The 21043-nt window shown below is 34.3% G+C and carries 16 protein-coding genes; 2 read left to right on the top strand and 14 right to left on the bottom strand.

Translation table 11 applies throughout. The annotated features are described in order from the left end of the window. Window positions 1-30: 30 nt before the first annotated feature. From AC23MC_RS03785 to AC23MC_RS03770, 4 genes are read right to left on the bottom strand one after another with little or no spacing between them, the layout of a single operon-like run. Complete coding sequence (locus AC23MC_RS03785; RefSeq protein ID WP_487567026.1) at window positions 31-1425, bottom strand: efflux transporter outer membrane subunit; 1395 nt, start codon at window positions 1423-1425, stop codon at window positions 31-33. Window positions 1426-1437: 12 nt separating this feature from the next. Then, window positions 1438-4581, bottom strand: a complete 3144-nt coding sequence (locus tag AC23MC_RS03780; protein WP_487567027.1) for an efflux RND transporter permease subunit — start codon at window positions 4579-4581, stop codon at window positions 1438-1440. A gap of 21 nt (window positions 4582-4602) precedes the next feature. Continuing rightward, a complete protein-coding gene (locus AC23MC_RS03775) occupies window positions 4603-5712 on the bottom strand; it encodes an efflux RND transporter periplasmic adaptor subunit (protein ID WP_487567028.1) in 1110 nt (369 codons plus the stop codon). A 26-nt stretch (window positions 5713-5738) separates the two neighbouring features. Further along, the gene (locus AC23MC_RS03770) at window positions 5739-6221 is read right to left on the bottom strand and encodes a GbsR/MarR family transcriptional regulator (RefSeq protein WP_291093291.1); all 483 of its coding nucleotides are present in this window, start codon (window positions 6219-6221) and stop codon (window positions 5739-5741) included. Window positions 6222-6400: 179 nt separating this feature from the next. On the opposite strand from AC23MC_RS03770, the gene AC23MC_RS03765 reads away from it, so the two are divergent. Then, window positions 6401-8452, top strand: coding sequence for an ATP-binding protein (locus AC23MC_RS03765; RefSeq protein ID WP_487567029.1), 2052 nt, complete (start codon window positions 6401-6403; stop codon window positions 8450-8452). After that, on the top strand, window positions 8433-8618 hold the full coding sequence (locus tag AC23MC_RS03760) for a hypothetical protein (RefSeq protein ID WP_487567030.1): 186 nt from the start codon (window positions 8433-8435) through the stop codon (window positions 8616-8618). The genes AC23MC_RS03765 and AC23MC_RS03760 overlap by 20 nt, the downstream gene beginning before the upstream one ends. 1 nt (window position 8619) lies before the next feature. Here AC23MC_RS03760 and AC23MC_RS03755 read toward each other — a convergent pair whose 3' ends face one another. The 10 genes from AC23MC_RS03755 to AC23MC_RS03710 form a co-directional block, all read right to left on the bottom strand. Continuing rightward, complete coding sequence (locus AC23MC_RS03755) at window positions 8620-9147, bottom strand: septal ring lytic transglycosylase RlpA family protein (RefSeq protein WP_487567031.1); 528 nt, start codon at window positions 9145-9147, stop codon at window positions 8620-8622. 83 nt (window positions 9148-9230) lie between these two features. Next, window positions 9231-9662 (bottom strand): hypothetical protein, encoded by a 432-nt coding sequence (locus tag AC23MC_RS03750; RefSeq protein WP_487567032.1) that lies wholly within the window; start codon window positions 9660-9662, stop codon window positions 9231-9233. 94 nt (window positions 9663-9756) lie between these two features. Further along, the gene (locus AC23MC_RS03745) at window positions 9757-12426 is read right to left on the bottom strand and encodes a TonB-dependent receptor (protein ID WP_487567033.1); all 2670 of its coding nucleotides are present in this window, start codon (window positions 12424-12426) and stop codon (window positions 9757-9759) included. Window positions 12427-12672: 246 nt separating this feature from the next. Continuing rightward, the gene (pgi, locus tag AC23MC_RS03740) at window positions 12673-14316 is read right to left on the bottom strand and encodes a glucose-6-phosphate isomerase (protein ID WP_487567034.1); all 1644 of its coding nucleotides are present in this window, start codon (window positions 14314-14316) and stop codon (window positions 12673-12675) included. A 2-nt stretch (window positions 14317-14318) separates the two neighbouring features. Beyond that, the gene (locus AC23MC_RS03735; protein WP_487567035.1) at window positions 14319-15557 is read right to left on the bottom strand and encodes a peptidoglycan DD-metalloendopeptidase family protein; all 1239 of its coding nucleotides are present in this window, start codon (window positions 15555-15557) and stop codon (window positions 14319-14321) included. A gap of 19 nt (window positions 15558-15576) precedes the next feature. Further along, on the bottom strand, window positions 15577-16512 hold the full coding sequence (locus tag AC23MC_RS03730; RefSeq protein WP_487567036.1) for a tryptophan 2,3-dioxygenase family protein: 936 nt from the start codon (window positions 16510-16512) through the stop codon (window positions 15577-15579). Next, window positions 16512-17303 (bottom strand): DUF3108 domain-containing protein, encoded by a 792-nt coding sequence (locus AC23MC_RS03725; RefSeq protein ID WP_487567037.1) that lies wholly within the window; start codon window positions 17301-17303, stop codon window positions 16512-16514. The genes AC23MC_RS03730 and AC23MC_RS03725 overlap by 1 nt, the downstream gene beginning before the upstream one ends. 628 nt (window positions 17304-17931) lie before the next feature. After that, window positions 17932-19092 (bottom strand): 4-hydroxyphenylpyruvate dioxygenase, encoded by a 1161-nt coding sequence (gene hppD / locus AC23MC_RS03720; RefSeq protein ID WP_487567038.1) that lies wholly within the window; start codon window positions 19090-19092, stop codon window positions 17932-17934. 182 nt (window positions 19093-19274) lie between these two features. Next, window positions 19275-19640, bottom strand: a complete 366-nt coding sequence (locus AC23MC_RS03715; RefSeq protein ID WP_487567039.1) for a four helix bundle protein — start codon at window positions 19638-19640, stop codon at window positions 19275-19277. Window positions 19641-19809: 169 nt separating this feature from the next. Next, window positions 19810-20964, bottom strand: a complete 1155-nt coding sequence (locus AC23MC_RS03710; protein ID WP_487567040.1) for a homogentisate 1,2-dioxygenase — start codon at window positions 20962-20964, stop codon at window positions 19810-19812. Between the last annotated feature and the right edge of the window lie 79 nt (window positions 20965-21043).

The following is a 21043-nucleotide window of genomic DNA, read 5'->3' as shown; positions in this document are numbered from 1 at the left end:
CTTGAAATGGATCAAGGCAGTTGATGTGAATTAATAACCTCCGCCCAATGCACGATACAATGAAATAACGGCATTCAGTTGTTGAAAGCGATTGTCAATTGTGCTTAATTCTGTGTTCAAGGCGTTGTCTTTGGCCGTTAACACTTCCAAATAATTGACCATTCCGTAGCGTAATAATTCATCCGAATAATCCGCCGCATTTTGAAGCGATTCCAATTGTTTGGTTCGAATGGCTAATTTTTCGGTTTCATTTTCATAGGAAGCCAACGCATCTGAAACTTCTTTTCCGGCAGTTAAAAGCGTTTGCTCAAATTGAAGATAGGCTCTTTCCTGATTGGCTTTGGCCACTTCGTGACGGGTTTTTATTTGCCGTTGATTAAAAATCGGTTGAGCTAATCCGGTAATTACCGATGCAAAAAGCGAGTTGGCACTAAACCAATCCTTTAATTCTAAACTTTGAAAACCTCCGTTGGCAGTTACGGTTAAGGATGGATAGAAATTGCTTCGGGCAACATTGGTCATTTCAAATGCATTTCTAAAATTCATTTCAGCCGAAATTACATCGGGTCTTTTGCTTAATAATAAAGCAGGAATTCCCACTTTAACATCAGTGGTCATCGTTTGGTTTTCAAATAAACCTCTTTCGATGGTTCCTGGAGCTTGTCCGAGTAAAATACTTAACGTGTTCTCCAAAACTTTTACGTTGTATTTTAAATCTTCCAAAATAACTTGTGTTCCGTATAATTGAGCTTCTGTTTGTTTAACGGCAACGGCATTTACGCTTCCGGCATCTTTTAATGCTTGAATAGTTTCTACACTTTGGTTTCTGTTTTCCAAAGTTTTTTCGGCTACTTTTATTTGAGCATCCAACGCCAATAATTGAAAATAAGTGGCAGAAATACTGGAGATCAACTGCGTTTGAATTGCGTGTTGAGCTGCTACAGTTTGCAAATAACTGGCTGCAGAAGCTCTTTTGTTACTTCTGATTTTTCCCCAAATGTCCGCTTCCCACGATAATCTTCCTGACAATTCATATTGATCTAAAGCTCCGTTGAAGAAACTACCAAACTGACTGTTTTTAGCCAATTCTTGATGTGTCCAACTTGCATTGGCAGAAAAAGTGGGTAGATAACCTGCTTTTCCTTGTTTCATATTGGCTTCTGCGGCGGCTAAATTTTGCAAACCGATTTTCAAATCATAATTGTTTTGCAATCCGGTTCTAATGTGTTTTTGCAGAATAGGATCGGTAAATAATTGTTCCCATGAAACAGTTGCCAACGAAACGCTGTCTTTGATTTGCTCTGTTCGGAATAATTTTTCGGTTTCTATGTTCGGACTTTGATATTCTTTTGCCACAAAACAAGACTGCATCACTAAACTTCCTGCAATGACAACCGTTATTTTTGATATTTTTAGATAGTTCATCTTACTTTTTTATTATAAAATTTCTGGATCAGTTTCTTTTGCCTTTCCACTAATACGTTCTTGTAATCCTTGGAAAATAACGAACAATACGGGGATAACAAATACACCCAAAAGTGTTCCTACTAACATTCCGCCAACGGCTCCCATTCCAATCGAACGGTTTCCAACAGCACCAACACCCGAAGCAAATGCTAACGGAAGTAAACCGAGTATAAAGGCAAATGAAGTCATCAAAATCGGACGTAAACGAGCTTTTGCTCCATCAATCGCTGACTCAAATAATCCCATACCGTGTCGTCGTCGCTGGATGGCAAATTCGACTATCAAAATGGCATTTTTGGCTAATAATCCAATCAACATAATTAAAGCTACTTGGAAATAAATGTTGTTTTCTAATCCAAATAAATTCACAAAACCAATCGCTCCGGCAATTCCGACAGGCAATGATAAAATGACTGAAAGTGGTAGCACATAACTTTCATATTGACCTGCCAAAAGGAAATAGACGAATATCAAACTCAATAAAAATACACCTGCTGCTTGTCCTCCAGCGATGATTTCTTCACGAGTCATTCCTGAAAATTCATATTCGTAGGTTTTCGGTAAATGTTGAGCGGCAACTTCTTCAACCGCTTTAATGGCATCTCCTGAACTATATCCCGGATTTGCTTTTCCGGTTACGCTGATGGATTTTAATAAATTATATCTGGCAACCGATTCCGGTCCGTAAACTCGTTTTAAATTCACAAATTCGCTGATGGAAACCGTTTCGTCTTGAGCATTTCGGATAAAAATATTATCTAATGATTCAGGAGTTGCTCGGTCTTCAGGTTTTGCCTGAATCATCACACGGTATTGCTTTCCAAAACGATTAAAATCTGTTGTATATAATCCACCATAATAACCTTGCAATGTGTTGAATATTTGGTTGATTGATATTCCGGCTTCTTTTGTTTTTTCAACATTTACATCCATTTGATATTGTGGGAAAGACGGATTGAAACTCGTCATTGCATATTGAATTTCCGGACGAGCATTCAACGCTTGTAAAAATTCGCCTGAAACTTGACTCACTTTTAACCAATCATCATCGCCTTTGTCTTGAAGTTTTAATTCAAAACCATCGGCCATTCCAAAACCTTGCACACTTGGCGGTGTGAAGAATAATAATCGAGCATCTTTGATTCCGGCTGTTCGTCCGAAAAGTTCGCCTACAACTGCATCTACCGATTGATTGTCTTCTTTTCGCTCACTCCAATCTTTCAATTGAATAACCGAGAAAGCATACGAACCTCCGTTAACACTATTAAGCAAACTGAAACCAACAACATTCATTCTAGCTTCAACAATATCCATTGAAGCAAGGATTGAATCATATTCATTGACAATTTTTTGCGTTTGTTCTAATGTTGCTCCGGGTGGTAGAGTGATATCTGCCATAATTAAACCACGGTCTTCGGTTGGAATAAATCCGGAAGGCGTAGATTTAAAAAGTAATAATGCAATTCCGGAAGCCACAATTAATCCTACTACTGCAATCCATTTTCTTTTTAATAAAAAACCGATTGAATTGACATATTTGTTCGTAATCGAATCAAAACCAGTATTAAAAGCGGTGAAAAATCGATCTTTAAATCCTTTCTTATGATGTTCTGAACCTTCGTGCGGTTTTAATAATAAAGCACAAAGAGCAGGACTTAATGTTAATGCATTTACGGCAGAAATTAAAATCGCAATCGCTAACGTAATCGCAAATTGTTGATAGAAAACGCCCGAAGATCCTTTGATGAAAGACACCGGCACGAATACAGCCGACATTACTAACGTGATGGAAATAATCGCTCCGGTAATTTCGCTCATCGCAGAAACGGTAGCTTCTTTGGCAGATTTGACTCCTTCATCCAACTTGGCGTGAACGGCCTCGACGACGACAATGGCATCATCGACGACAATTCCGATGGCGAGAATCATCGCAAAAAGTGTCAACATATTGATGGAATAACCAAATAATTGCAGAAAGAAAAATGTTCCCACGATCGCAACCGGAACAGCTATCGCCGGAATTAACGTGGAACGGAAATCCTGCAAAAACAAGAATACCACAATAAATACCAAAATAAAAGCTTCGATTAATGTTGTAATTACTTTTGAAATAGAGGCGTCAAGGAATTTTTTAGTGTTGTAAGGCACAACATAATCAACACCTTTTGGAAAATCAGCTTTGGCATCTTCCAAAATGGTCATTACTTCTTCAATAATTTCTTGAGCATTAGAACCTGATGTTTGGAAAATACCAACAGCAACGCCCGGTTTTCCCATTCCCATATTATTGGTTCCGTAATTAAATCCGCCTAATTCAACGGTTGCTACATCTTTTAATCGAAGGAAATTTCCGTTTCCGATGGATTTGATGATGATGTTTTCATATTCTGAAATTTCGGCTAAACGACCTTTGTATTTGATGACATACTCATAAACTCCGTTGGCATTTTCTCCAAATTTTCCGGGAGCAGCTTCTAAATTTTGTTCTCTCAATGCTGCTTGAATGTCAGACGGAACTACTTTGAAAGCCGCCATTTTTGCCGGATCAATCCAAATTCGCATTGAATAATCTTTTGCTCCAAAAACGTTTACTTGTCCAACTCCTTTTACACGTTGAAGTTTTGGTACTAAATTAATTTTAGCATAATTCTGTACAAAAACCTCATCATATTCCGGATTATCCGAAAACATGGAAAGAAACATCAAGGCACTCGTTTGACTTTTTAACGTAGTAACACCCGTTTGAATTACAGCTTCCGGCAATTTACTGGTTGCTCTCGCTACACGGTTTTGCACGTTTACGGCGGCAATATCGGCATTGACACCTAATTCAAAAAACACATTGATTTTGGCAGCACCATCGTTACTGGCAGACGAAGTGATGTACGTCATTCCTTCAACACCATTGATTTCTTCTTCAAGTGGAATGACCACACTATTTAAAACGGTTTCTGCATTTGCTCCGGTATAAGTGGCATTTACCTGCACAGTTGGCGGAGCAATTTCAGGATATTGTTCGATGGGCAACGACATCAAACCCAATATTCCCAGGATGGTTATGAGAATAGAGATTACTGTTGAAAGAACCGGTCTTTCAATAAATACTTTTAACATATTAATTAAGTTTGAGCGTTATTATTTTTGTGAAGTAGCGGTTTGAGCTGTTTTTTTGGATCCGTCGTTGGGTATGATTTCCATTCCGTCACGTAGTTTTGAAACACCTTCAATAACAACCAAATCTCCTTCATTTAAACCTTCGGACACAATATAATTGAGTTCTGAAGTTCCTTTGGTTTGAATTACTTTGGTAGATACTTTATTTGATTTATCAACCACAAAAACCAATTGTTTTCCTTGCATTTCCGAAACGGCAATTTGCGGAATTAAGACGATGTCTTTTTGTTCGGTTGGTAATTGAATGGTTCCGCTGCTTCCACTACGTAAAATTCCGTTTGGATTTTTAAATTCAGCACGCAACTGAATGCTTCCGGTTCTTCCGTTTACTAATCCATTGATTGTTTCAATTTTTCCTTTAATTTCATACGGAGAATTATCGGCTAAAATTAAATTTACTTCCGGTAAAGATTTGATTTTATCCGCCATCGTTTGTCCGCTGAAAGTACGATTGAACTGCAACAATTGTTTTTCATTCATCGAAAAATAAGCTCGCACGTTTCTGGCATCGGAAATGGTTGTAAGCGGTTCCGGATTGGTTGAACTGACTAAACTTCCTTCTTTATAGGGCAAACTTCCAACAACTCCATCAACCGGACTTGTTATCGTTCCGAAATTAATATTGGCTGCAATGCTACTGTAATTGCTTTGAGCTTGAGCTAAATTTGCTTTAGCCGTTTCTAACTGCACATTACTGATTATGTTGCGTTCTACCAACGGAATCATTCGATCAACCTCAACTTGAGCTGCTCTTACTCTCGCTCTGGCAGCCGATGCATCTTGATTTAAGGTTTGTGTTTCTAATTTGAACAATAATTGTCCTTTTTTGACAGGCTGACCTTCATCAACATAGATTTTTTGAATAAATCCGTTTACTTTTGGTCGGATTTCTACATTTTGTTGCCCTTCGATATTGGCAGAAAACTCTTGATATACAGTTGTGTTTTCTTTCTTTATTTTTTGAACAGTAAATGGCATTGGCCCCATTGCTTGTTGCTGTGGAGCTTCTTTTCCGCAGGATATGATTAGAAACGCGGCTATTGCTACCGTGAAAATTGACTTGTTTTTCATTTATTTAATTGATTAAGAGGTTCTGATTATTGTTGTTCTAATTCATTAATTTTTTTAATTGAATCGAGAAGGAGTTTTTCAAAATTTTGAACATATTCTAGGTAAACATTTAAGACGCTTCTTCCTTTTTCGTAGTCGGCAGAAATTCGATACTTTTCATCGAATGCCTTCACTTTATGAACTATTTCAATTTCTGAATGAAGAATTTTTAAGTGATTTTGAATTCGATCAGCCAAATTGGAAGGACGGAAATGCTTTCTTCTATCTCCTGGTAAAGTGTAATAATTGATTTTTTCCAGTTTTAGTAAAAGATTTATATTGGTAGAAACAGAGCTTTTGCTGGCACCGGTTACTTCAACCAATTCTTCAAAAGTGAGTCCTTTTATTCTACAGTTTAAGATTAAAGTTCCTAAAATTCTTGAAGACAAAGGAGGAAGATTGTGATGGGTTTCAAAGTGAATCCCGAACATTTCGATGAGTTCTTGCTTTTCTTTTTCAATAATATCCATGTCATTTCAAATTAAATTCGGGACAAAGATAAATATTAGTTCGCCTACAACCGAACCAAACGAACTTAAAATTTTGTTAAATAATATACCGTTTATGTAACTATTTTCCGCTTAAAACTTTTTTTTTTAGTTTTTTTAGTTTAATTTTGATATGAATATACAAGCAAAACAGACTGATTATGAGCCGAATAATCGCATCATTACTCGTTTTTATTATTTCTACATCTATATGGAGTCAGAATCGATTTGATGACGAAGAATTAGATAGCATCATCAATAAAGTAATTGATTTTAAGTTTAAAGACGGTAAACGAGATAGCGATTTTAATGCATTATTTAAACTTTTATCGGAATATGACAATATAAAAAATCCGGAATTAAAGGCAAAAGCAGATTTTAATTTAGGACTATACTATTATCATATTTTTAAATTTGAAACTTCAATTTCTTACTACCAAAAGGCTTTAGAAGACTATCAGAATTTAAAAAACTGGAAATCGTATGTAAATGTTTCCAAACAGTTGGCAACGCTCTTTTCTATTTTAAACAAACATGAAGAGTCGGAAAAAGTATTGTTAAACACAATGCAACTTATTCAAAATAAAGATATTGGATTTTACATCCTTAAACCGCTTCAAGAGTTGGCGGTATTTTACTCCTTTTATGGCAAAAACCCATCTAAAGCAATTTATTACGGAAATAAATTTTATGCTGAATTAGACTATTTTTCGAAAAAAAACATAGCAGATCCTGAATTTGAATACAGTAAAACTATTGATGCTGCAATTGTTGATTTGGAAATGGGTCATAGCTATCTTGTTTTGAATGAATATGAAAAAGCTGAAAAATATCTTTCTAAGTCACATGCGTTTTTTCTACCAACAAATGATGAAGAAAAGCTTTCAAGGATATACAAACATTTATTTCATTTGGCGGTAAAAACAAATCAACCGGCTGATTCTATAGAAAAACACTTGAACAAGTATGATAATTCAGTTACAGAATATATAAGAAAATACAAAACCAATGTTTTTAAAATAATTGAAGATGCTGCAGAAATATATGAATATAGGGTTGACTTAAAAAAAGAAAAAGAAGAGAATAAAAAGTTAAAACTTCATCGAAACATTATCATTGTTTTGTTTATTGCTTTATTAATTATCTCATTAATATTAATGAAGATTTTAAATAAACTATATAAAGTTCAAAAGGACTACAACCGCAAACTAGTTCAAGAAAAAGAAGTTTTAGAAACAATGGATAAAGAAAAAACAATGTATTTCTCCATTATTTCTCATGAACTTAGAACACCGGTTTATACTACTACCGGAATTATTGATTTACTAAAACAAGAAAAAAATTCTACGAAACAAGATGAACTAATAAACTCTTTGCAGCTTTCTAATTACTATTTAACACATCTTATAAATAACATCTTGGTTGTAAATAATGACGGAGAAAAAACACATATTAATAGTATAGAAACACATATTGACCTTTTTAACTTTTTAGAAAAAATTGTTGAAAAATTTAATTCATTAGCGGCTCAAAAGGGAATTGTTATAAATATAAATACAAGTTCCAAATCGAAACTATGGATAAAAACTGATTGGGTAAAATTGGAACAAATTATTGTTAATCTATTACTAAACGCAATAAAATTTTCTCCCGAAGGCGATGTTATTACAATGAACTTAAAATGTGAAAACAAAAATTCCAACCAAATTAAAGCAACTTTCTCTATTTCAGATAATGGGCCGGGAATAAGTAACGAAACAAAAGAAAACATACTCAAAGGTTTAAAAAAGATGGATTTTGGAGAAGAAATTAACACGAACAGAATGCAAGGAATTGGCGTGGGTCTGTTTGCTTCTCAAAAGTTATTACATTTATTCCATTCTGAGTTGAAAATTGATTCTGAAAAAGAAAAGGGAAGTACTTTTTCGTTTGATATTTTAGCTGATGTACTTGAAAGAAATTCAACAAATGAGACTACTATTAAAACAATTAATTTTCCTATCAGTGTTTTATCTGTTGATGACAATAGAATGAATCTTCTAGTTTCTAAGAAAATGTTGGAAAATTTAGGTTTAAAATGCTTTATTTGTACAGATAAAGACGATTTTCTTTCAATTATTGAACAAGAAAATATAGAATTAGCCTTGATAGACATTAATATGCCAACAATAAACGGATATGAAATGTCAAAAAATGATAAAATCAAAATTTAAAATTCCTATTATTGCTCATACTGAAGGAGGAGAAATTACCAAAAACGACTTTGAAATAGTTAATGCAAAAATTGATGATGTACTAATCAAACCTTACGCATTAGATGATTTAAAGAATAAAATCATTAAACTGTTACCTACTATTATACAGAGAAGAAAAAAATAAATTAATCTTCTTTTGTATTTTCTGGGATTTCATTTATTGTCTCGGGGATTTCTTCAACAATTTCTATGGTTACTTTCATTGAGCCGTAGCCGTGATGCCTAGCAATATCTCGAAAAGCTCTTTTGCTTAAATCGATTTCTCTTCCTTTTGTAAAAGGTCCTCTGTCATTAATTGTAACAATTGTAGATTCTCCATTTGCTTCATTGGTAATGCGAACTTTGGTTCCGAAAGGCAATTTTTTGTGAGCTGCAGTATATTTTTGGTTGTCAAAAATTTGACCGCTTGCCGTTTTTCTTCCAGTAAATTTATCAGCATAGTAAGATGCGTGTGCTCCTTTTTTAAATAATTTAAAGCTATAATTTGCTTCAATTTTAATACTATCGATTAAGATGCTATCTTTTTTGATGGTATCATTTAGAATCAATCTTTGTATGGTAGGTTTTTCAAACCGTTTTGTTTTAAATGAAAAACTACTAAAAAAGAGTAAGGCAAATATGCCAAACACGATGAGTTCGGTTTTATGTTTCATAATCCAACTTTTGAGTGTTTGTTTCATTTAACAAATAATGTTCCAAAAATGAAAAAACCACGAAAAACGTGGTTTATATTAATTTAGGCTAACCATGAACTCCATGGAAGTCGGCTTAAAATAAGTAATAATCCTATTCCGTAGAAAAATAAAATCTTTTTGAATTTTGCTTCAGAAGCCACTTTTTTATGTTTAGACCATCCAATCGTAATCAAAATAATTGCAATAATATTGATGAGCGGATGTTCTAACATGGTGAGTCGCAATTCTGCGTTCTTCATTGCTCCTTCAATTCCGAATGCTTTTATTCCCTTTTGTGAAACAAAAAAAACGGCTAATCCCAATAACAGTTGAACATGCGTAAAAATCAATGCAAAAAGCGAAATTCGTAAATCTTTAGACTCAAATGATTTTTTGGAAGTATAGCCGATCAAGGCATTAACAACAGCAATTAAAAGCACAATAAGAGCCAAATAAGCCCACCAAGAATGAAGTTTTTGTAATAATTCGTACATAGCTTTAATTTTTTTGAGTAACAAATATAATCAAAAAAAGAAAAACCTTCGGTTAAATTAACCGAAGGCTTTTCATCAAAACAAATAAATCGAATTAAAAATTATATCGAATTGTAAAACTCCATGTTCTTCCTAAACCAAAAAACCCTTGGTTACCATCTGCAATTCCGTTATAAACTCTGTTGTTTGAAAGATATGTTCCTTGTTCTGGAGCTTGTGAATTTATTAAATCTGTTGTTTTAATATTTGTTCTTAGTTCAGATAAGTAAATTTTGTGAAGTAAATTATTGATGTTTAATCTAAAATCTATTGAATTGGCTTTGTCTTTTCCTACCAACCATTTATAAGATGCCCCAAAATCGACTACTTCATAAGAAGGAAGTTGAAGGTTTTCTTTCACGGCACCTACATTAGAATAAATCTCATCATAAAAACGTAAATCTGAATCTACTGAGAAACGTTCAAAAATAGTGTACTTCAGTCCAACTCCGGCTGTTGTTTGAGCAGCATCTCCTACTTTTCCACCATCAACATCAACTTCTGTAACACTTTCAACATTTCTGTCTTGATCTCTAACAGTGGTAACCACTTTGTCCTGGTATTCCCAATTTCCTATAGATGCAAAACCTCTTATTTCTAATTTTGAAAATGGTTTCACAACAAAGTCAAGCTCTAAACCGGAATGCAATTGTTCAACCCCTTCGTTAGTTGTGAAAAGTTCATTTCCTTCACTGTTAACTCTTGAAGATGTTTTTACACGATCTTTCCAAGATGTTCGATAAGCATTAAGATTTGCAGAAAAATAAGTACTATTAAATCCATAACCTGCCTCTAAGCCTAAAATCTTTTCATTTTCGGTTAAAGGGTTGATTTGATTTGTGAAGTTTAAATAAATATTGTCATGGTAAGGCTGTCTGGAATAATAACCACCATTAATAAACACTACATGATTTTGGTTAATTTTATAACTTCCGCCGGCTTTTACATTATAACCAATATTATCTACTTTTTCAGAATCTTCATATTCTGCTAAATAATCATATCGGTCAAAACGTTGATGAGTTTGAGAAGAAACAGCTCCTTGAAAAAACGTAGAAAAATTATCGTTTGCATATTCCAATTGTCCAAAAACTCCTCCATATGAAATTCTTTCGCTATTATTGTAATCAATATGTTGACTTTCAGACAAACTATTGAAAGTTGATTCCCAAGGTCTTGGAGACAATGATTCAGTAACTGTATTAGAAACAGGACTCCCAATCGGTTGATGTGTATTATCTCTTAATGTTCTGCTTTCCGTCCAACTAGTTAATCCCAAGAAATCAGCAACTTGACGGTAGTGTGTTCCATAGTAAGTTCTAACATCTGCTCCGGCATTAAATTCTAAATTATCTGTAAACTTATGATTAAAGTTAGTAACTAATCCATACCAATTGTGGTTATTCATAGAAGAACGGATTAGATAAGATTTTCCGTCTAAAGCAACACCAACTCCACCATTTTCAAGATTTCTATCAACAAGGGCGTCAAAGTTAATTTGACCGTTTGTTCTAAATGAAGATGGGATTGAAGCACCATAGTTTCCAGTCCCACCGCCTCGTCCCCATGAAGCATATAAAACTGTTGACAACGATGATTTTTCGCTCATTGTCCAATCCCAGTTTAGATTAGCCACTGGTTTATGATAAAAATTGGTTCTTTCAGATTTATATTGGCCATTAAGATAACCCCAGTTGTTATTATATTTTCTCCCGTACTGAAGATAACTAGCAATAGTTTTAGTAAAATTTTGATCGTGCCACTGCGGAGCTCCGGTTAAAAGTAAATTAAAATTATGCTTTTCACTAGGTTTGTAACCAAAAGAGATAAAATAGTTTTGGCCTTCACCTTTGGTTCCATCATTATACCCATCACCTTGCCAATGAGTAAGCATCACACTCATACCAAAACCTTTTTTACTCATTCCGGTATTGTATGCTGCTGTTGTTTTTAAATAGTCGTCGTTTGCGATTGCCGTTGATACAAATCCACCTTCTTTTTTATCAGTTGCTTTTGTAATAAAGTTAACAGTTCCTCCTACAGATGAAATCGCCAATTTAGATGAACCTAATCCACGTTGAACTTGAATTAAATTCGCTATATCTGCCATTCCTGACCAATTTGACCAATACATTAAACCATCTTCCATTCCATTAATTGGTTGACCATTTAAAAGGAAAGCTGTGTTATCTTGTCCAAAACCACGAACGGCAATTCTGGAATCACCAAAACCTCCGGCTTGACCTGCCACATAAACAGAAGGTGTATTAACCATGGTTTGTGTAATGTCGAACGTACCAATTTTTTGCTGAATTTCTGCTGATTTGATGGACGAAACAGCAATTGGCGTATTTCTTCCTTTTGCCAAATCGATTACACCACGCCCTACTACAATAACTTCATCTAATTGATCTGAATCTACTTCAAGATTAACAGTTCCTACGTTTACCGTTTGACCAGAAGGAACATTAAAAGAAATTGTTTTGTTTAGATAACCCACAAAAGAAATAACTAATTGTCCGGTTGTATTTGGAACAGAAATACTGAATTTGCCATCAAAATCGGTTACAACCCCGTTTGAAGTCCCTTTTACAACAACATTAGCACCCGGCATTGGCATGTTCGATTCCTGATCGATTAAAGTTCCCGTAACTGTTCCTTGTGAAAAGGCCGAAAAAGCCATCATAAGAACCACTAAAAGCATTAAAATTTTACAATTTTTCATCATGTTTTGATTTAAATTTTTGCAAAGAACCTTAATACTTATAACTTAAATGTTAAGAATAGGTTAACAAAATTAAACCTGTTAAAAAGTATAGATTTCTTACTTTTTTTTATCAAATTAAATAGATAATAAAAAAATATGCTAATCTTATTACGAATGCTTTTGTAATAGCGGAATTACCTTGAATTTTATTCATAAAAAAACCACATAACTTTCATTATGTGGCTTGGTAAAAGTTAAAAGTAGTTACTTTCTATCCAAAAAATACTTTAATAAAAAGCTCGTAGAACTATCATGTTCTTTCATGTTTCCGGAATTAATTTCATCCAAAATAGAGTTAGCTAATTGTTTTCCTAATTCAACGCCCCATTGATCGTAACTGAAGATATTCCAAATCACACCTTGCACAAAAATTTTGTGTTCGTACAAAGCAATTAATTCGCCCAAACTTTCAGGCGTTAGTTGATTAATTAGAAGTGTATTTGTTGGTCTGTTTCCGGAGAAAACTTTAAAAGGTGATAAAAAAGCTGCTCTTTCTCCGTCTATTCCTTGTTTTTGAAATTCTGCTTGAACTTGCTCAGCTGATTTTCCGTTTAACAAAGCTTCGGTTTGAGCAAAAAAGTTGGACATCAATTTATCATGATGATCCTGATTTCCGTGAAGCGATTTTACATACCCAATAAAATCGGTCGGAATTAATTTTGTTCCTTGATGAATTAATTGAAAAAAGGCGTGTTGCGAATTAGTCCCAGGTTCTCCCCAAATAATTGTTCCGGTTTGATAGTTCACCGGATTTCCATCACGGTCAATACTTTTACCGTTGCTTTCCATAATTCCTTGTTGAAGGTAGGAAGCTAATTTTTGCAAATATTGTGTGTAAGGAATCAACGCTTCACTTTCTGCTCCGAAGAAATTGTTATACCAAACACTTAGCAACGCTAAAACAACCGGAATATTTTTGTCAAATGGCGTGGTTTTAAAATGCTCATCCATGTTGTTTGCTCCTTTTAATAATTTATCAAAATTATCAAAACCAACAGCTAAACTAATGGATAAACCAACGGCACTCCACAACGAAAATCGTCCGCCAACCCAATCCCACATTGGGAAAATATTTTCAGGATGAATTCCGAATTCGGTTACTTTTTGAATATTGGTGGAAACTGCCACAAAATGTTTCGCAACGTCTTCTTGCTTGGCTGATTGCAAAAACCAATTTCGAATTGTTTCAGAATTGGATAAAGTTTCTTGTGTGGTAAATGTTTTTGAAACGATAACAAATAAAGTGGTTTCGGGATTTAATTTCTTAATCACTTCATTCACATGATCGCCATCTACGTTAGAAACAAAATGAACGTTCAAGTGGTTTTTATAAAATTGAAGTGCTTCAACCACCATAACCGGACCTAAATCAGAACCACCAATGCCAATGTTTACAATATCGGTGAATTGTTTTCCGGTAAATCCTTTTCTATTTCCGTTGACAACTTCGTCTGTAAAATTTTTAATTTTATTTTTAACCGAATAAATTTCCGGCATCACATTTTGACCATCTACCAAAATTTTTGAATCGGAGGGAGCTCGCAAAGCCGTATGTAAAACCGCTCTGTTTTCAGTTTGATTGATTAAATCTCCGGCAAAATATTTTTTAATAGCATCTTCCAAATTCACTTCCTTAGCCAAATCCAAAAGATGGTTCATGGTTTCTTGTGTGATGATATTTTTAGAATAATCCACCAAAAAATCATTCCATTGCAAATGAAAGTTTGCTGCCCGTTTTGAATCTTTTTCAAAAAGCTCTTGCATAGAGACATATTGCATGTCTTCAAAATGTTTTCTTAAGCTTTGCCAAGCTGCTGTTCCAGACGGATTTGTATTTTCTAAAGCCATTTTTATTTTAATTTAAGAGTAGCTATACTGTCTAATTCTTTCTTTAAAGGAGCAATGTATTCTAAATATCTTGCTTTGTGTTTTTCATTCATTGGTTCGGTATTCGGCAACTTTTGCGAAAGCGGATCAACTTGCACACCATTTTTCCAAAAGCGATAACACACGTGAGGACCTGTTGCTAAACCTGTACTTCCCACTTTTCCAATCACTTGACCTTGCTCTACTCGTTGACCTTGCCTAACTAAAATTTTCGACATGTGAAGATATTGGGTAGAATAGGTTCCGTTGTGTTTTACTTTTACGTAATTTCCGTTTCCGGCTGTGTAGCCAGTTCGTTCAACAACACCTGAAGCCGTTGTTTTAATAGGAGTTCCATGCGGAGCGGCATAATCAGTTCCTTTGTGAGCTTTCCAAGTCATTTGCACAGGATGAAAACGTTTGGGCGAAAAGCGAGAAGAGATTCTGAAGAAATCTAACGGTGCTTTTAAAAACATGGTTTTCAATCCTTTACCTTCTTCATCGTAATAATCAACTTTTTTGGAAAGACTGTCTAATTTATATGGAAAGGCATAAATCTTTTTTCCTTTGTGCTCAAAAAACGAACTTTCTAATCGGTCAACCCCCGCATAAATTGTGTCGTTGATGTATTTTTCATAAAACGTAATGGCAAATTTATCTTCTTTTTGAATCTTAAAAAAATCGATAGAATATTCGTAAATCTTGGCCAAATTATTCGCTACTCCGGCATCCACACCATTTTTGTTCAATGTTTCAGACAACGAACCATGAATGGCGGTTGCAATGGTTCTTCGCTTGATTGTGATGGGTTTTTGTTTGTTGAATGCCTTAACAATCGTATCTCTAAAATCGACAACACTATAATGAATATTGTCTTTTTGATAAATGAAAACCTGAAGTTGGTTGGGTTTTTCTTTTGATTTAAGCAAAGTAATAGGTCTACCTACGCGAATGTCACGCATGTTGAAGCTATCTTTCACTTGTTCGGTTACTTCATGTACTTTGAAATTTCCGATGTTATGATTTTCTAATAATTTTCCGAAGGTATCGCCACTTTTAATCGTATCCTGAACTACCAAATAATCGTTTAATGTGAATCCGAATTCTACGACAATTGGAATTTTTACTTTAGTATCTTCTTCTATAATGACTTTATCAACCTTTTTTTCGCACGAAAACAAACTCAATGCGAATAGAATAGGTAGTATTTTGTTGAATTTCAATTTTTTGCTTTTAATCTAATTAAACACTTTCTTTTTCTCCCCATGTTGCCAACTCTTCCTCAGACCATAATTCGGGGAAGAAAATTCTTCGTTGGTATTTTGGAAGCATATATTTCTTCCAATCGCTCCCGCCGGTTGCTTCGCCACTTCCATGACCACTTTCGATGTATTTTTTGGCTGTATTAAAATGACCCATTACCCACGTAATGTTTACTGTATAATCATAATGACGCATAGCTTTTACAAGAGCTTCATTTTTTTGATCTGCTTCGGGCAATTGTTTGAACTTTTGCCAAAGATTAATCGTGTTGTATTCTTCCATGAAGGCCAAAAATTCTTTTTTGTATTTTCTTTCGAATTCTAAAATTAAATATGATTTTTCGCCTGTTTTATAATCTTTACCGGCTGCTTGCCAATACAGATGTTCAAGAGCGTGTTCGTAAGGAGTTTCTCTGTCGATTGAACTTCTAAATCGGTAGTCAATCAAATTAATCAAATCGGTTGAAGCAAATTCAATCAAACGATATTGAGCACTTTGAAAACCGCTGGCAGGTGTTAATGTATTTCGGAATTTCATGTATTGCTCTACTTCCATACCATCTTTCATAATGGTGAATGAAGTGGTAAGCATATCGAAATAACGGCTAATTCGCATTAGTTTTTCTGTAAAAAAATCAGTTTCCGGCTTTTCGGAATGACAGACTTGTTCGATTTCCCAAAGGATCATTTTAAACAAAAGCTCATTAACTTGATGATACATGATAAAAACCATTTCATCAGGTAAAGTAGTGCGTTGCGTTTGCAGATTCAGTAAAGCATCGGTTTGAATATAATCCCAGTAAGTAATAGGTTTTGCCCACAGAAGACCTTCTAAATGAGTTTCAGTTTTTTGGTTAATTGCTTGAAACTTTTCTTCTAATTTTTCAAGAATTTCTTCGTGTGCAGTTGTATTCATCACGGTTTTGCTTTAACGGTAAATGTGTGTTTTAATCCTTTAAATTTTTCCAAATCAGCTTTAAGCGATCCCACGGCTAATTCGGCTTTAATTCGCAAGGGTAATTTATTGTCATCGTCTGAAATCCAAACGGTTAAGCTTTCTTGTTCTTTAAAAACACGTCCTGCTTGCACATAAGGTCTGAAAATCATTGTGGGAACGACCCCAAATTTAGTTTTTAAATCTTCACGACCAATAAATTTTAGTTTAAATTTTGTAGTTTCTTCATCAAAAAACATATCAATGTCAATTGATTCTCCCACTTTTAGTTTATCTACATTGGGATGGTTTCTCAAATAATAGAACGTAGATAAAATATCTTGCGTTTTATCCGGCACTTGAAATGTTTTTTCTGTCTTTCGTTTATAATCTTTAACCAAAACTGTATTATTACTTTGATTAAAGAAACCTTCTTGATTTTTTGTATAACCGCCTTCGTCTATTCTTCGTATAAATTGATACGGAATTCCGGTTTGTTTATCAATAAAACTTTGGTAATCGTCTTCTACTTTAAAGAAAAATTTGGTCATTCCGGTGGTGTAACCGCGACCTTTAGCGTGAAATACTTTTTTGTTGTTTCGAGTGGCTTCGCTTACGCTTAATTCGGCCATTCCGGCGTTAATTAATCCGTAGGTAATTTTAAATTGAAACCATTCGCCCACATCAAACGCATCTTCTTTTCGGGGAGAATTAGATTGAGAATCGAAACTGACCGTCGATAAAAACAGTACTATAAGCAATACATTTTTCATAAATTTCATCTTTTTACTAGAGCAGTTGCAATTTCTGTTCCAAATGTACTAAATCTAAAAAAGACCTCAAAATATGTGAAGACTTTACAGTTTTTTTATGATTTTTTTGGGAAAGCAATGAGGTTAATCATTATTTTTTTGAAAAAACGTTAAGTTTATTGATTTTAAAAAGTAAAAAAGACAAGTTGTTTTTTGTCTTTGTTTTGAATTTTTGAAGAATTGAATTGTGGTTTTTGATTCATCACTATTCATGGGAAATTACCTAACCAAAACCATATAAAAACACAAAACCCAACCGATCACGATTGAGTTGTATGCTATTAACTAACCAAAAAAAACTATAAATTATGAAAATTTACATTACTCAAAAGAAGGTAACCACTCCTCCTTTTTTGCGAGTGCAAAGGTAATTAGTTGGTTATTAAATTGTTAGTTATTTTTTGACTTTAACACATATTCAACAAAAAACGCATTGAAAGAAGGTGTAAAATTTCACTATTCATAATTTTAAGACGGTTTTATTAAATTTTATTCACAAAAAACTTCTTGTTGTCGTAATAAAATAGAAATCCGCTATGTTTCACAATGATTTTATGAAACGTAGCGGATTTCAATTTATAAATAGCGTTTACAATGTTCCTCGTAAGGCTTGTTCTCGCTCAATACTTTCAAATAACGCTTTGAAATTACCTGCACCAAAACCTTTTGCTCCCATGCGTTGAATGATTTCAAAAAATAAAGTTGGTCGATCTTCTAACGGTTTGGTGAAAATCTGCAACAAATAACCTTCTTCATCCGCATCAATCATAATTCCTAATTTTTGAAGTTCGTTAATGTCTTCCTTAAATTTAGACATGTGGTCTTTTAAACGTTCAGGAATTGCATCGTAATAGGCTTGCGGTGGCGTGCTCAAAAATTCAATTCCGCGCGAACGCATTTGGGCAACAGTTGAAATAATATCATCCGTAGCAACGGCAATGTGCTGCACACCGGGACCTTCATAAAAATCTAAATATTCTTCAATTTGCGATTTTTTCTTTCCTTCGGCCGGTTCGTTGATTGGGAATTTAATTCTTCCGTTTCCGTTGCTCATTACTTTACTCATCAATGCTGAATATTCAGTCGTAATTTGCTTGTCGTCAAACGAAAGAAAATTCACAAATCCCATGACATCTTCATACCATTTTACCCACGTATTCATTTCATTCCAACCCACATTTCCAACCATGTGATCGATATATTTCAAACCTACCGAAGTTGGATTGTAATCCGATTTCATTTCTTTGTAACCCGGAAGAAAAGTTCCGGTGTAATTTTTTCGCTCCACAAACATGTGAACGGTTTCTCCGTAGGTATAAATTCCGGCCCGAACCACATCGCCAAACTCATCTTTTTCAACGGTTGGTTCCATGAAAACTTTTGCTCCGCGTTTGGTTGTTTCTTCAAAAGCACTTCGGGCATCTTCTACCCACAGAGCAACGATTTTTACGCCATCACCGTGCTTTTTAACGTGTTCACCAATAGGAGAATCACTTTTTAAGGCAGTGGTTAACACTAATCGGATTTTATCTTGTTTCAACACATAGGAAGCTCTGTCTTTCACTCCTGTTTCCAAACCGGCGTATGCCAATGACTGAAAACCAAACGCCGTTTTATAAAAATGAGCGGCTTGTTTGGCATTTCCAACATAAAACTCTACATAATCGGTGCCCATTAATGGAAGGAAATCTTGTGCTCCTTCGAATATTTTTTCTAATCCGTATTCTACTGATTTTATTTCTTGTGACATGATTTTTTAATTTGGCAATTGGTTAATTTGTCGATGTGTCAATTTAGAAAACTATTAAAATCTACATTTCATGAACCAATTGGGTTAAACTATATTTTTTAATTTGTCAATTGGTTAATTTGTCGATGTGTCAATTTAGAAAACTGCTAAAATTGCATTACAAAAACCAATTTGGTTAAACTTTATTTTTTAATTTTTGAAGTTGCTATTATTTTATTGGTGATTTTTAAAATATCAAACAATTCTATTAACAACTCTTCTGTATCAGGATAACGTTCAAGTTCATTGCATAAAAACAACCAAAATTCGGTTTCATCAGCTTCTTTCATTGCAATTTTAAATTTATGTATGAAATCGGCTTTGCTTTCAGCATTTTGAGCTTCTTTAATATTTGCTCCAATTGATGTGCCGGACTTGAGCAGTTGATTGGCAACAACAAACCTTTTATTTTCCTCTAATTTTTCGGTGTATAAAACAACCTTCTTGGCAAACTCGAATGATTTTACAAGAATTAAATTATCCTTGTACTTTTCTTTAAATGTTATCATGGCTTATAGAATTAATGTGTCAATTTTTCAATGTGTCGATGTGTCAATTGACTGATTTGTTTACAAATGTTTTTAAATTAGTAATATCTTTTTTTAAATATAAATTCTAATATTTTCATTACTACTATCCCTCATTGACAAATTGCCGAATTGACAAATTGCCACATTATCAAAGCCACGATTGAAAGTACTTCTCATCCGCAACTTTCATTGCTTCATCCGTTACCATCAAAGGTTTAAATGTGTCAACCATTACGGCTAACTCTTTTGTTTCTGTTTTTCCAATGCTTCTTTCATATGCACCCGGGTGCGGTCCGTGTGGAATTCCGGCTGGGTGTAACGATATGTTTCCTGGTTTTACATCATTTCTGCTCATAAAATCGCCATCTACATAATACAACACTTCATCGCTATCGATATTGCTGTGATTATATGGGGCCGGAATGGAAAGCGGATGATAATCATACAATCTCGGAACGAACGAACAAACCACAAAAGCATCGGTTTCAAAAGTTTGATGAACAGGTGGCGGTTGATGAATTCTTCCCGTAATCGGTTCAAAATCGTGAATAGAAAATGCATACGGATAATTAAACCCGTCGTAACCCACTACATCAAACGGATGCGAGGCATAAACCATTTCGATAATTTCGTCTTTTTTCTTTACTTTGATGATGAAATCTCCCATTTCATCGTGCGTTTCTAATTCGGTTGGACGACGTAAATCACGTTCGCAATAAGGCGAATGTTCCAATAATTGTCCGAACCAATTTCGATACCGTTTTGGGGTGTAAATTGGTCGTCTTGATTCTACAATAAACAAACGATTGTCTTCGTTATCAAAGTCGATTTTATAGATAATTCCGCGTGGAATCAATAAATAATCACCGTATTTAAAGTCGATATTTCCTAAAAGAGTGCGAAGTTTACCGCTTCCTTTATGGATAAAAATCATTTCATCCGAATCGGTATTCTTATAAAAATAATCCTGAGTTTTGTTTTGTGGAGCAGCTAAAGTGATGTGACAATCCGAATTTGTCAACACAATTTTTCGGCTTTCTAAATAATCTTTTTCGGGAGCAACATCAAAACCGTGCAATTTATACGATTGCATATTATTTGCTTTTGCAATGGATGGAGCTACCGAATATTGCTTGCGAATTTCCTTCACCTGCGTTGGTCTGTGAACGTGATACATATTTGAATACATTCCGTCAAAGCCAACAGTACCAAATAGTTGCTCATAATAAAGCTCGCCGTTTGGTTTTCGGAATTGTGTATGACGTTTGGGAGGAATTTCTCCTAATTTATGATAAAATGGCATTTTTTTGAGTTTTAATTAAAAATTGGCTAATTGATAAATTGGCTAATCGACACATTAACCAATTGCCACATTGGCTAAT

This window comes from Flavobacterium sp. T50_26 (assembly GCF_057652995.1).
Note: the sequence above shows the minus strand (reverse complement) of the source record. Positions and strands in the feature narration are given on the sequence as shown.